Here is a 13,623-nt window from a genome sequence, read left to right as displayed (position 1 = left end):
AAAAACTAAGCTACACGTCGAACATTTCCGTTAAACTTTGCCTTCCAATACGTATTGTTTAAATCACCCACAGAAACCCCTTGTGAACTACTGTCATTAAGAAACTTTCCATCTCCCAGGTAGATCCCAACGTGGCCATTAATCTTATAAGTATCAAAGAAAATGACGTCTCCACGCTTCATTTCACTTGCTTTTACAACTTTACCGCGCTTGATTAATGTATCTGTTGTAGTAGCACTTACTGGTCCTAAATCTACACCAGCTGAACTATATGCCCATCTTACATAAGAACTGCAATCAAATTTCCTTGCAGCAATATCACTTTGATTTCTTCCACCACCCCATACATATGGGCTTTTTCCAACTATGGAAGAACCAACTTGAATTGCCTTTTCAATGGCTGCTGAACCTTTGGCGGAACCCCCTTTAATAGAAACGGCCTCAACAGAACCATTTGTGTATTCTTTCATAAATCCCATAACTCGTGATACGTACCAACTAGCATGGTTATACATAAAAACAGCTTTTTGATAATTTCCAGAAGCTCCACCATTGGCAGCTAGATAGTTTGCTGTTGAATACATACTATCAACAACATTCCAAGGATCAGCCCGACCATCATTATCGCCATCAACGCCGAATCCCCCATACTTTTTAATGGCTGCTGGACTCTCTAAAACGTCTTTTGGAATACTTGCATTCCCTAACCTCGTTCCACCTGGATAACTCCATCCTACCCATGTTTTTGACATAAATTGAGTGTGACCCAAAGCGCCCGCACTAGAAACATTTAAATCTTGACCAAAATGCGTTTCAACGCGATGAATCGCGGCAATGAGTGTCCAAGGGATATTGTATTTTTCTCCTGCTGCTTTATAAATTGGAATGTATTCTTTTGGTATTTGCCCTTCCCCAATTTTCGATATTTGAATATCCCCGATATTTACCCCTACACCGTCAATCTCTGTTACCTCTTCTTGATCTGGAAGAAGGATACCAAATATACTAACCATGGCCATAGCACTTATGACAACTCCCAATGCTAATAAGGCTGCAATAATAGCTAGTAATATCTTAGACTTTCGTTTGGCAGAATGATTTAACTTATGGATTGGCTTAATTCGGTAAGTTGACACGAACCCCCACCACCTTATATCCATTATCTTGTTTTTTGAGTGTAACTAAATACCAATCTTCCTCTGGTTGTGCATTTCCTTTCACATCATAGACCTTCCCTTGCATAACGACATTCCATTGAATAACTTCTGGATCATCATTTGAAACCTCCGTTGTTTGAAGGGTTTCTGGCACGACTTTATCATAGGTTAACGTTCCACGTTCTTTTTGATTTTTATAGTTTTGATACATTTCATCTGACATATAAGGCTTTGCTTTTTCAATATGTTCTGAAGTTTTTTTACCGTTAAAACTAGCAAAGGATCTGACAAACTCTATTGCTATTTCTTTTGTACTCTGTAAATCCTCTTTTGTATTTCGTTGGGCCTGGTCGTATAGATTTTCCTTGCCTTCAATCATTGCTTCTTTATCTTCTTGAACAGATTCAGAAGAAGGAGCTTGCTTCTCCTCTTGTGGGGAAGAAGCAGGCTTTTCCTTTGAAATAAAGGAACTAATCATAATGCCCAAGAAGACAATGACACTTAGGAATACCAGCATTTTCTTTTGCTGAACACTCATGAAAAGAACCTCCTTTATTCTTGTCGAGATTGTCGTCTCATTTGTTCAATCTCTTTAGAACGGTCTATATGTCCATTATTTGATTCATTAGCAGCAGAAGCCTGTTCTTTACCTTGTTGTACCTCTTTCTGTACCTGTTGTTGTCTCATTTGCTTATGAAATTGCTGATTTGTTTTTTCAGTTTGTGGTGGTCTTGGTTGCGCTCTTAACGGTGCTTGCTCTTGATTGAATTGTTTAGTTGAAATTTCTCCATTAGCTGGAACTAAACGTCTAGAATTGTGGATTGGTGCTTGTTGGCTTTCTGAACGCGCTTCTTGTCTTCTCATTTGCTCAATAACTTTACTTGATCGAGAAGAACTTGACTCTTGTTGCGGCTGTGCTTTCAAAGGTGCTTGATGTTGATTTTCCTGTTGATGCATCTTTTTCATAACTTGTTCATTCTGATTTCCAGAAGCAGAAGGATTATTTTTCATAGCTTCTTGTTGTTCCGGGCTTTTAGGTTGCGCTTTTAATGGTGCATTGACTTGGTTTTGTTGCTGTTGTTTGCTCATTTGATCGGATACAGCTTGATTATAGTTCGGGTCATTTTCCTTTGCTTTTTTATGAGGGTTTGGAATTACACCATTTTCAGATGATAAATTTCTTTTTCCCTCTTTTTCTTGTCGTCTCTTAAAAGGCATGACATTACGCTTTGGTGTGTCTTCAATTACATTTCCGTTGCTATCAATGGGTTTATTTCGGCGTAAAGTCGGTTTATTACTTTGTCTTTCCATTGCTTTTTCCATATGCTCTTTAGCTCTCGCGTCTGTAGTGCCTGGCTGACTAGATAAAGATCGTGAGTGTACGTTATTTCCTAAATAAAATGGCTCTATTCGTGCATATTGTCGTTGCTGATCTTGATACTTAATAGCATCAACCTTTTCTCTCCACGCTTGTTTTATTTGTTGTTTCTTTTCATCGTAAAGTTTATAACCAAAAAGCTGTTTTTGAAGAGCAAATATGGCTGCCACAATAATAAGAACGGCAATAATCGTTTGAGCATAGGCCCAGTTATTCTCGTTTGCTACCTTATAGGAAATATTGACAAAGCTAAACAATAAAATTAACAAAACGGTGAGTCCTACACACATTGCTAAAAACCCTAACAGTTTCACAGCAAATTGCTTTGCGAACCTTCGAAACGCTGGAAAGATACTAAGAAATAAGACGAATACCCCTGTGATGGCTGTGAGCAAGAATCCTACACCGTATATTTGAATGAATGTTGCCAAATAACCAATCATTGCTAATATGACAAGGGCTGGAATCCAGATTAATAAAGATAAGACAATTCGTTTATTTGTATGCTCTGGTGAGAAAAGTGAGTTTTTAGCATTTTCCTTTATAATAGCTTTTCTCTTACTACTTCCAGGCTTCTTACTCAACAATTCTTTAACTTTATCTTTACCTGCTTTTATTTGAGCTGGCGAAGAATTATCGGCTTTCCCTCCACCAATCACACCATAATTTGTAGTACCAAATTCAAGTAACAAGTACGGTTTTACGATTAATAAATCATGCATTAAATTTCTTATTCTTGATACACCATATCGTACCGAAGACGTATCTTTGTAACTCTGCGTAGCTTGATCTTCTTGTCGATCTTGAATCATTTCTTTTCTTATTGCATCTTCATCTCCATCACCTAGCGAGTAAGTGGAAGATGTCAAAACAGCACCAGAAATATAGTTACGCGCCTGATTTAACTGACCTAGCAATTGGTCACTATTTTGTACATACGCTGTAAAGACGGCTGATAATAAAGATGCTACAATCAATCCTGATATCGTAGCTCGATACTTCTTTTGAGCAAATGAATAAACAAGCCATCCAGCTACCATAATCATCATAAAACTCATGAATTGACCAATTCCATATGTTCCGCCTGTTTCCGAAATAAAGACTGTAATATAGGACAGCATACTGTCAATAATATCGAAAGTGAACGCTTGCTCCATTAAGAAGATGCCAAAATTAACAACCACTAAATACCCGTACCATATTCCACTTAGTATTTGTTGCTGAAAAGCTGCAATATTGTTATAAAGTTTTTCATCGACTTGAAATATATTGATTGAATCGTACCAATGACTATCCTGTTCATCTTTGGTATAAATATCTATATCGTAATTTTCCAAAGGAACTTCATTATACCGAAGTAAAGGAGCATTAGTTTGTGGCAAATCACTTTTTGGCATTAACTCATCCATGACGTTTGGTGCAGCTGCTGAGACTGATGAGAAAGGACATAAAAGGCATAGTGTAAACAGTAACATTATTACTTTTATATGAAGACTGTTTTTCATTATCTATTCCTCCTTTTTTCTCAATATTGCTCAATTAAATCAGGGGTGAATTTTTGTTTCATTTGTTCATCCAAATTACTAGAATAATACCTTTTATGTTGAGCTATTTTTCCGTCTACTGTTATATCTTGTTTAGTTGCTGGACTATAGTACTCATTGGCAAAATAATGATTTTGTTTTTTAATAATACCTACTGTTATGTTTTTTGTTTCTCCAGTACGAAAATCTTCAAATCTAAATTTATAGATGTATTTCTTGTTTGGACTAAGAACATATTCTAACAGTCCATATTTTTCAATTTGACGATCTTGATATTCTTTATAATCTGAAAGAACATGTTTTCTTGCGTCTTTTTCACTGTCATAACTCACAAGGTTTTCATCTTTATTTTCTATTTTGTATGCTTTGTCACTGGCTCCTTGCTCTACATATGTTGCATACTGTAAAGCCGTTTTACAGGGTTCAATTTGTTCGCATGTTTTTGGCTTCGGCTCTGTATTCGTTTCCTTATTCCCACAACTTGCAAGTACACTCGCAATGGAAATGATTGAAATAAAGGCTATTATTTTTTTCATACTTATTCTCCTTTTCTTTAAACCTCTTAGAAGACTCACCCTCCGTTTTACCTGCTAACGAAGGGTTTAACTTTTACATTTGACTTGCAAGCTCTCTGACGTCTATAGACGTGTCAAATGCATCAAATAGATGTTCTTGTAAAATACGAACCTGCATTACGCCTGTTCGTTGATGCAAGTCACGATACAAGCAGTAACCTGACTGCATTTTAGGCATCATATCTTCTAGACCTGCACTATCTTCTAATTTCATAAACTCTTGAATCGTTTCAATCTCTTCTGGTATATCTGTACGGAAACAATATGCTGTACCAATCTGACCTCGCATACTGCTTGGAATATCCATTAAGTTTTGAGTCATTAAATAAATCGGTGAGAACAAGGAACGTCCTTCACGGAATAAACGATCAATCAAACGCTCCCCTGCTGGGTTTTGGAAGAAGTTCCACGCTTCATCAATCGCAACAACCGTTAATTCATTTTGGAACATCCGTAAAAATTTCATCATGTAGGCTGTCAAACTAAACAGAATAGCTACTGACACAATGTTAGCTTCTGTATACTCTTCTGGTGGGGTGCTCTTTTTCGGTAACTGCAAATTATCAACTTGCAGTACATTAAATTGATTCGCGTAATTCAAGACGTTTTCATCATTCATACGCTTTCCAAAAATCAAACGGGCTAGTGACACATCTTCGAATTCTTCTAAGATAGAAGCTAACTCCAATGCCATTGGTCGATGCTCTTCTGGTAGCGTGTCATTTTCTTGCACTAAATTTCGTAACTCATCCTTTACAAATCGAATAGAAGGCTCTGCCAATTGACCGACACGCTTTACAGCCTTTGTCACAATCGAACTTTTTGCACTATCATTTCGAATATTAATGTTTAACAAGTAATAGATTATTTCTCGGGAAACTTCGACAGCTTCGGCCCTGTTATCAAATAAGAGAAACGGGTCTAATTTCCCTGCATCTTCATCTTTTGTCGAAAAAGAAATAAAGTTAAGCTCACTTCCCAATTCAGTTAATTTTTCATCCCATTTACAGATGTCCTTGCGTTCTGACTTTGGATCCAACAACAACACTTTTGCACCACTTAATGCGGCTTCATAAATATCTCGATTGGCAGCCATTGATTTCCCAGAACCCGTTTTTCCTGTATATACGGTTACAAGAGATTGTGTAAGAACCGCACCCGATGCAGCTAAACCAGGCAATATATAAACAGCCGTACCACTTAATGTCCTTCCTGCATAATAGCCGTATTCATCCCCTAATTCTTGTCGATTTCCAAAGAAGCTGGCTGTTACCGCATTGATGTCCACATCTTGGATAAATTCAGTTACATAGCGTCTTGAACCTGGTAAGCATTCAAGTAGGCTCCGCAATTGTAGACCATACGTATTTTGAAGCGTAATTCCCATACCTGCATACTCGTCAATCAAGTCGTTTACACGCTGCATTAATTCATCCCGATCAGAAGAACTAACTGAGAAAATAGCACTCATCAAGTAACCACCTTCTCGTTCCTTCTCTACATTGGCAATAATGTTTTCAGCATGTGAAATACCTTGATAAACGTTTGATCCTGCATCCTCTCCGAATGTGTTCAAATGATTCGCTTGATCTTCCAAATTCGATTTCTTGCGACGTAGCTTCCGCAACCGTTGGTCTGCGTCTTGATAACTCATTTTCAAGTTAACACCTACTGCAAAAGGCAATGACCGTAAGGCTTCTAACCATCGTGTTTCTGGAAAATGAATTTCTTCCGGCATACCCACCATGTGCAAGAAAGCAACGTGCGTTTGATGGTTATACCCCTTCGCATCTGTTTGATGCAACGTTAGATAGCGACGTGATTTAGGATTTTCAATGCCTGTTAATTGAAGATTTAATACATCATCTTCCGTCTGAATACGGGCAATGAGCTCTCCTTGTTTATTAAAAATAGGTGTGAATCGATCTTCCCACTTTTGCCAATTAGGTGGAAAACGTAATCCTATATTGAAAATCCACGGAATTAATTTTGTCATTCCTTCCGTTGTTACAGGTGTAAAAGAAAAAGGTAAGCCTTCAAGAAACTTCGTGACTTCTTTATTTGAACGAGAGATTTTTCTCAAACGATCTTCTGTTAAATACACATGATGATCTCCGCGAATTTTCGCAAATTTAGAGGAAAGCCAATCTTTTAAAGCTTGGTACATTTCCTTATACGTCATATCCTCGGCCTCATCATCTAGTGTACTTTTACCTAGTTCTACTCCAATATAAAATTCATAGCGACGCTCTTCCGCACCTAGTTCATCACTTGTTTTAAGATAATGAAAAACGGATTGAATATGTGAACTGGCAACCACTCGTAAGTTACCTCGAATCATGGATGCGTATTTTTCGCGAATATCATCAATCGATTGCCGCGTTGGGACAACGATACATTGAATTTCTCGTTTGATCTCTTTAAACAACCGTTTCAATTCGGAAAAGTGAGCCATTAATTGTGCTTCTGAATCAAAACTGGTATGAAAGCCACTAAATTTAAACCACCCTTGTTCCCGACTATCTCTTGTAATCACAACATTTCGCCAAACAGCTACAATGTCATTTTGAATATCCATTTTCACATTCACTCCTCACATCATTTTCGATAAATAGGAATTTTGCGTTTGTACGTAATTTTTTTCGCTTGCTCGACTTCTTCAAATCGAAAGAGCTCTTTTGGCTCCATAAAGGTTTTATACTTCACTTGCCAATAACGAATGATGTTCATATGCTCTTTGGTTTGAGAACCTAAGAGATAACCAAAAAATGTAGGTGCTGCTACACAAACAACAATCACTCGCGCAACTTTATTAGGAATAAAAGGGGTCATAGGAACAACTAAAAGAAGACTTAGGAGAAAGAAAACGAATATGACAATGATTTGAGTAACAGTTACAGAAAAGGGAAGCGAAATGCTTTCCCTTCCCCCTGCTAGCCCTCTCACGATATTTGGAATGGCAAAAATCTTGTTGGTACAATATCCCGTAACACGTCTCATGCATAGACCTCCTTAGCTTGAAAGACCGAAGAATTTTAGAAGCGAATCACCCAACGAAATAATGTTACTTGGGCCATAGATAAATACACCAATAATTCCACCGAACACAACAACCATAAGCGCACCGCGATACTTTTTCATGACCAGTGAACCAATAATCGCAAACAGCACTACCCAGATAAAAACGGTCTGCAAAACACTCATTACATTCGTGTCACCTTGGCTACTAACACCTTGCAAATTGATATCGCCCAACATAAATGATTGTAAAAAAGTTGTAAGCATTTCTTATCCCCCTAAGAGTTTATTTAATTTCGTAAGAAACAGGTTTCATGGTTAAAATTTCGAATTTATCTTGGCCGTCACGTTGAATAGAAAATTCGTAGCTGTGATTGCTTTGAATGCCCGTGACAGGCTGTTCTAATTTGACTGAACATCTGACAATATACTGACCTTTCGTCGATTTCTTTTCATAGACAGATACATTGTTCATTGATTTATAATTCATTAATCCATTTAAAGACTGAGCTCTACTAGAATCTTTAAAAAAGAATTTTGTTTCATCGCTTCGATCTTTCGCTGTATACGTTTTAAAGAAGGATTCTAAAAAACTCTGAACCTCATTATTGACAACGGCATCTGTATTTTTATTTTCTTCGTTTTCTGAAACAGTCACTTGTTGGTTTTGTTTTGGCATGTAAGGTTGAGGTAGATCAATGACGCTATAACCGTTTTTATCTTCATAGACACGTACCAAATAATAGAGAGTTGCTTGTTTCTCTTCATTCTTTTTCTCGACTTTTTCTTTTCCATCTTTGTCTTTTGACTTCTTTTCCACTTCTTTAGTTGAGGTCACATTGACCTTGATAGATACGTCTGAAATATGGTCATCTTTTTGCTTAATCGAAACCACGTCACTACTGTCATAACGCTGACTACCAGGGATATTGGCATAATCAATTCCAGCGTCTTTATCTAGACCGGTTGCTAGAAAGCTCTGTAAAGCTTCTTCACGTTCCTTTTGTTTGTCCTCTCCTGGTTCGATGCTTGTATAATGACGCATAAATTGAGTAGTAAAGTACTCAATAGCCGAAAGATTTTGAGTATTTTGATTACTTTTAGGATTTTGATCTTGTTGTTGAGCTGACACTTGATCTTCTAAGTCACTAAGAACCAGGTTATGTCGAAAGGCACTAAAGACGCCTAACGCTACAATCACGATGCTTCCAATCATAATCACTCTTCCAATCGTTGTAGCTGTAGAACGTTTCATACTCGCCCGTTTGATCATGACTTGATCTTTCTCTTTTTGTTTTTCATCTTTTTTTAGCAAATTCGGCATATACTTTTTTGAAGTACCGACCTTATCTTTCACCTTCTCCTTTATCCCTTGTGACGATTCGATAGGAGTAGGCTTCTTTTTTTTCTGCCATTTTCTCATTGTCATTCCTCCTTACTTTTTACCAAAAAACAAGAAGACTACAATAGCTATGATAATAATCGTCCCTGTAACTCCATAACTTGCAACGCTTTGATTATAGAAAACGGAAAATTGATCTTTTCCCGTTTCCCAAATTACGTTTGCCTCTGGGAATGTCCGTAGGATAAAACTTCCTACGAGACAAATTCCAGCGATATAAAGAAGGGTTTTAAATAAACTGCGAACCACTAGCTAGTCCCTCCTTACAATCCTCTTTTTACATCTGGTGATTCACTTAATACATAATGATAAAGGTCCCCAAATGCATCTTTTTTTGTTTCTTCAAGATTAGCTGCTAAAACAGGAATTTTAATATGTGACCGTTCTTGCCCTGGAATACTTAAAATGTCGCGTATCGTCTTTTTCGTATTGGTTTCATTCCCAGCGATAAATAAGACCCGCCAATCCAACACAGGTTCTTCAAAACCGACATGAATATCATATTTTTCTAATGTTTCTTTCCCTCGTTTCAAAAAGGCATTGTAACGAATGATTTTTTGAAGCGTGTTTTGTCGCTTAGCTACACTACGTTCTAATTCAATAAACAAGCCAATGTTTTGCTCGCTATCTGCCTCGCCGACAACGAGCACCCCGTCTGGTTTGATGACTTCTGATTTGCTCTTTCCATATTGGAACGTTCCTCTTGCTTCTGGAATCCATTCTTTAACCGCAAGCCCTAGTTCCTCTGCTTGTTTGGTATACGATAAAACCAAACGATTTAACATCAATTGGTGTTGGTACCAGGCGGGCACATCCGTTGTCCATTTCTTTTGCCATTTTGAAAAGCCCTGTAATTCTTCTACGATTTCAACACCAAAAGCATCCAGCGTATATAAATTACCTGGCTTTTCATAACCCCGCATTGGAACGGTAAAACTCTTAATATGCTTAGACTCTTCTAGCAGGCGCAAACGATTCATCGCATATTTACGATCAGCGTAATTCGTTAAAATATGTTCAACAATGAAATTAGAGTCAATGTAAATAAAGTCATGTAGTTTGATCAATAGATCTGTATCCTGTTCATTCAGCGTGATATATTTTTTCATTCTGTTTCGCCTCTCCCTTGTCTATAAGAGGAACGTTACTTTCGTGAGTGTGTAAAAAGTCTTCCCTTTTCCACATAAAACGTTTACTTTTCCTCTTTTCCTTCCCTCTTTATTCATTCTTTTGTGAAGGTTTTTTCTTTCGTAATGATACAATAGGTTGCGGTTCTTTTGGTAAATTTTCTGTTTTTTTCTTTGAAAGTGTGACTGCAGGTTCAATAGGTGTAGGCTCTATTTCTCGAACTTGTTCTTTATCATCTGAAACAGGTTCAACAGAAGCTGCCGTTTCTTTCATCGCTTGTTTTTCTGCCTTTACAGGCTTCTCCCATGAAAGCTTAACCATTGGTTTAAACGGCTGTTTTTGCGTAGGTTTTTCTGATTTCACTGGCGCTTTATCTTCTACGCGTTTTTTCCTTGAAAGCGTGATAGCCGGCTGAATTGGTTCTGTCTTCACTTCTACTTCTATCTCTTTCGTAACATCCTGTTCAGCTTCAATCACTTTCTCAGAAGCTACATTCTTAGTATCTATACGCTGTTTCTTCTGCAAGGAAATAGGTGTTTCCGGTTGAGCTTGTAAAGGAGCTCTCGGCTTTTTCTTTTCCTTTGTCGGCTGCTTTTTAGGCACGTATTCTTCACCTTGTAGATAGGCACGAATCATTACATCAACTTCTGATTTGTGATAACCGTTTTTGGAAGCCAATTCTTTTACTTTTTGTGCGGTCCAAGTATTAGCTTTCGCTTCTTCTACCTCATTTTTAAAGGTAGCCTTTTGTCCATTCGGCATATAACGATCTAGTGGCGGTAATTTCACGACACATTGAACAATTTCGTTCGAACCATTGATTTGGTCTTGTGTACGAATGACGGTGACTAAATCTGGCAAGCTTGTAAAATAGGATTCTGAAAAAAGAGGTTGATCTTTTTTCGAACCTGGAACACTAAACATCTTACTCGCTGCTGCCGCCCCTTCTGGCCCCTGTCGACACACAAAGAAGTTACCTTGAACTTCTTTTAACGCATTTTTCAGTTCCTGGTCTAATTGGTGCATGGATTGTGTCCCAATCCCTAACGATAGTCCTTTTTGACGTTGCTCGGCAATAATTCGAGGTAGAATCGTCATTTTCTCTAATCGTGCGGCTTCATCAAAAACAAATTGATGCATAAGGGGTGTTCCCCCTCTTGTATCGGCAACACGGTAATACAAATACGTGAGAAATCCACCAATCAATCCAGCTTCTTCTTCACTTAATCCACTAAAGTCATAAAAGATAATATGTCCTTCATCCATCCATTGAAGGATAGGAAGAGTAAACTCTTTTTGACCAAACATCCTGCGTAACAATGGATTTGAGGTAAACGTATCTAAGCGATTAAATAAAGCAATGCGACTGGCATCAATTAAGTCTTCTGCTTCATTCCGCCAAAAATCTAACACGTCATAAGCTTCTGGATCATCTTCTAAACGATTCAGAATGCGCTGCCGGAACGTAAAATCATTTATTAATGGTTTTACACCTAAAATCGTGTGACGCTCTCCTGTGTCCAATACAAGCGTTTTGATACAATTCACCAGAAGACGTTCAGTTTGTTTGGCCACTTGGAAGTTTTCGCTGATGATTCGCATAATGATTTGTGTCACTCGTTCAGGAGATTCATTTGGAAAACGATGCAATAAATTTAAAGCCGGTGGATAATCCGTATCTTTAAACGAGATCCAATGTACTTTATTCCAATTAATCTCTGCCCCGTCGTGTTCAGCTTTCAACATTTGATTGAGTAAAATCATAGCTGTGTTTCTTGCTGGGTCAACAAATGAGAAGCCAGGAGACGTTTTTCCTTCGTTTCCGTGTTTAATAAAGGACTGAACATAACTCATTAACACATTATTGAGTAACGTTGATTTCCCTGAACCCGTCACACCAAGTAAGGACCAGTGTTTTTGCAGAACACTCATTAAAATTCGCACGGTGCGATTTTTAACAAATTGATGATGCTGCACACCAAAATCGACAGAACCTTCTTCATTACTTAAAACATGATCTGGAAGTAATTCTTCCCCACGTTTCGAATGCGGTATTTCTTTTGCAAGTTTCTGCATCAAGTTTCGTTCATCAAAGTGCGGTAAATGAAGAAGGTTTGCAAGTTCGCTTCCTGTCCAGGTCATGTTGTAAGGTGTCCCCGTCGGATACCATTGCACAGCCTTTTTCCATTTCTTATATTTCAGTTCATTCACATTGTTTAACACTGAATGAATGGCATTTGCAATACTTTTAACAACGGGTACACCTGGGTAGTATTCGGAAGCAATTGACACGGTACAATCAAAGGCAACTTCATTTCCAGAATAGCGATGTTTGAGGCTCGCTAACTCTTCCTTATCAAATGCTGAATGATCTTTAAAAGGTTTATCCCCTTTCAAGTCTTCTTCTAGCTTCTGAATGGCTTTTCGAAGCTTCCACCCATCGTTAGGTGTAAATCCGACTTGCAACCACGTATCAGCTTTCATATGTGAAATGATTCCTGGTAGCTGATCCGACTTGTAGCGTGAAAGTGGAAGCGACTTTTTCAAATTATTGCTTTTCAGCTTCAACCTTCCTGCGACTGCTTTTTTACTTGGAAACTCTAAGTTATCAGCAGAGAAAAACGTTAAATTCGGATAGACACTATGAAAGTTGGACTTAATCGCTTCTAATTGATTCTTTTCAGCTCCGATATAAAAACGATATTGCGCTCCTGCTTCATCATCAATGGTGTAATGAATAACAAACGAAAAGCGTTCACGTCCAAAGAATAGACGTTCAATCCATCTTCGTTTTGTGCCATGAATCCTTCGCATCAACTGACTAAGCATTTCTTTTGAAACACCATCATCCGTATGTGGCAATAGTTGAACATAATCAAAATGTCGTTGAATTCGAAAGATTGCACATATCCATCGAATCAAAAGAAAGAGAAGCAGCAAGACAACTAGGATTTGAATGATATGAATGCAAATGGTCAGCCAATGCTGAATCGTTTCTGGACTGTATGGTAAAAGAGATAAAAGCCAGTCTTTTTTCCAAACACCCATGCCAGCCAAACCAAGAAGTACAACAGCTACTCCCTGCCGTGGATTTTCTATCATTTGGTCGAGAATATCGTCAAATATAGTTGCCTGTTTTTTTGACGGTTTTTCTTGCAATTGGTTTCCCCTCCTTGTTGAGAGAGAGGAAGGAAAAGAGCTATGAAATTTTCGAAGAGCGAGGTTCTTTGGGTGTTGGGTTCTAAGCTGTTTTGAAGTTGGATTCTGTGTTGTAAGGAAGAACGATGTTGAGTTTGTTTGTATAGGGTCGTATGGGTGTCAGCATGTGTAAGGCCATGTTGATTTGACGCTTGGTGCGCCCCCCGCCGATACGAATAAAATATACAAACGAAAAAACAGGAGTAGTAGAGAGCTTCTCCTA

Annotated in this window: 11 protein-coding genes; all 11 read right to left on the bottom strand. The window is 38.0% G+C overall.

The features are described 5' to 3' along the window. Nucleotides 1–5: 5 nt before the first annotated feature. Nucleotides 6–1,136, bottom strand: coding sequence for a bifunctional lytic transglycosylase/C40 family peptidase (locus ACFX4W_RS00610; RefSeq protein WP_377558939.1), 1,131 nt, complete (start codon nt 1,134–1,136; stop codon nt 6–8). Then, nucleotides 1,117–1,695: a hypothetical protein gene (locus ACFX4W_RS00605; RefSeq protein WP_377558938.1), complete on the bottom strand. Its 579-nt coding sequence runs from the start codon at nt 1,693–1,695 to the stop codon at nt 1,117–1,119. Before ACFX4W_RS00605 ends, ACFX4W_RS00610 begins: the two co-directional genes overlap by 20 nt. Nucleotides 1,696–1,709: 14 nt before the next feature. Continuing rightward, nucleotides 1,710–4,040 carry a CD3337/EF1877 family mobilome membrane protein gene (locus tag ACFX4W_RS00600; RefSeq protein WP_377558936.1) on the bottom strand — a complete coding sequence of 777 codons (2,331 nt, stop codon included), beginning with the start codon at nt 4,038–4,040 and terminating at the stop codon, nt 1,710–1,712. Nucleotides 4,041–4,060: 20 nt separating this feature from the next. Further along, the gene (locus ACFX4W_RS00595; RefSeq protein WP_377558934.1) at nt 4,061–4,615 is read right to left on the bottom strand and encodes a hypothetical protein; all 555 of its coding nucleotides are present in this window, start codon (nt 4,613–4,615) and stop codon (nt 4,061–4,063) included. Nucleotides 4,616–4,688: 73 nt separating this feature from the next. Continuing rightward, on the bottom strand, nt 4,689–7,232 hold the full coding sequence (locus ACFX4W_RS00590) for an ATP-binding protein (RefSeq protein ID WP_377558933.1): 2,544 nt from the start codon (nt 7,230–7,232) through the stop codon (nt 4,689–4,691). 20 nt (nt 7,233–7,252) lie between these two features. Beyond that, nucleotides 7,253–7,654, bottom strand: coding sequence for a hypothetical protein (locus tag ACFX4W_RS00585; RefSeq protein WP_057275146.1), 402 nt, complete (start codon nt 7,652–7,654; stop codon nt 7,253–7,255). Between the two features lie 12 nt (nt 7,655–7,666). Continuing rightward, nucleotides 7,667–7,858 carry a hypothetical protein gene (locus ACFX4W_RS00580; RefSeq protein ID WP_141536313.1) on the bottom strand — a complete coding sequence of 64 codons (192 nt, stop codon included), beginning with the start codon at nt 7,856–7,858 and terminating at the stop codon, nt 7,667–7,669. 100 nt (nt 7,859–7,958) lie between these two features. Next, the gene (locus ACFX4W_RS00575) at nt 7,959–9,095 is read right to left on the bottom strand and encodes a conjugal transfer protein (RefSeq protein WP_377558931.1); all 1,137 of its coding nucleotides are present in this window, start codon (nt 9,093–9,095) and stop codon (nt 7,959–7,961) included. A 12-nt stretch (nt 9,096–9,107) separates the two neighbouring features. Further along, nucleotides 9,108–9,323 carry a hypothetical protein gene (locus tag ACFX4W_RS00570; RefSeq protein ID WP_377558930.1) on the bottom strand — a complete coding sequence of 72 codons (216 nt, stop codon included), beginning with the start codon at nt 9,321–9,323 and terminating at the stop codon, nt 9,108–9,110. Between the two features lie 14 nt (nt 9,324–9,337). After that, complete coding sequence (locus tag ACFX4W_RS00565; RefSeq protein ID WP_280166649.1) at nt 9,338–10,183, bottom strand: replication-relaxation family protein; 846 nt, start codon at nt 10,181–10,183, stop codon at nt 9,338–9,340. Between the two features lie 109 nt (nt 10,184–10,292). After that, nucleotides 10,293–13,361, bottom strand: a complete 3,069-nt coding sequence (locus ACFX4W_RS00560; RefSeq protein WP_377558928.1) for a TraM recognition domain-containing protein — start codon at nt 13,359–13,361, stop codon at nt 10,293–10,295. Between the last annotated feature and the right edge of the window lie 262 nt (nt 13,362–13,623).

The organism is Priestia sp. YIM B13489 (genome assembly GCF_042787645.1).
Taxonomy (GTDB): Bacteria; Bacillota; Bacilli; order Bacillales; family Bacillaceae_H; genus Priestia; species Priestia megaterium.
Note: the sequence above shows the minus strand (reverse complement) of the source record. Positions and strands in the feature narration are given on the sequence as shown.

Bases quoted from the DNA above. Each gene is read 5' to 3' on its own strand.
- ACFX4W_RS00565 (WP_280166649.1), bottom strand. From the start codon at position 10,183: ATGAAAAAATATATCACGCTGAATGAACAGGATACAGATCTATTGATC.
- ACFX4W_RS00595 (WP_377558934.1), bottom strand. From the start codon at position 4,615: ATGAAAAAAATAATAGCCTTTATTTCAATCATTTCCATTGCGAGTGTA.
- ACFX4W_RS00575 (WP_377558931.1), bottom strand. From the start codon at position 9,095: ATGAGAAAATGGCAGAAAAAAAAGAAGCCTACTCCTATCGAATCGTCA.
- ACFX4W_RS00605 (WP_377558938.1), bottom strand. From the start codon at position 1,695: ATGAGTGTTCAGCAAAAGAAAATGCTGGTATTCCTAAGTGTCATTGTC.
- ACFX4W_RS00580 (WP_141536313.1), bottom strand. From the start codon at position 7,858: ATGAGTGTTTTGCAGACCGTTTTTATCTGGGTAGTGCTGTTTGCGATT.
- ACFX4W_RS00590 (WP_377558933.1), bottom strand. From the start codon at position 7,232: ATGGATATTCAAAATGACATTGTAGCTGTTTGGCGAAATGTTGTGATT.
- ACFX4W_RS00585 (WP_057275146.1), bottom strand. From the start codon at position 7,654: ATGAGACGTGTTACGGGATATTGTACCAACAAGATTTTTGCCATTCCA.
- ACFX4W_RS00600 (WP_377558936.1), bottom strand. From the start codon at position 4,040: ATGAAAAACAGTCTTCATATAAAAGTAATAATGTTACTGTTTACACTA.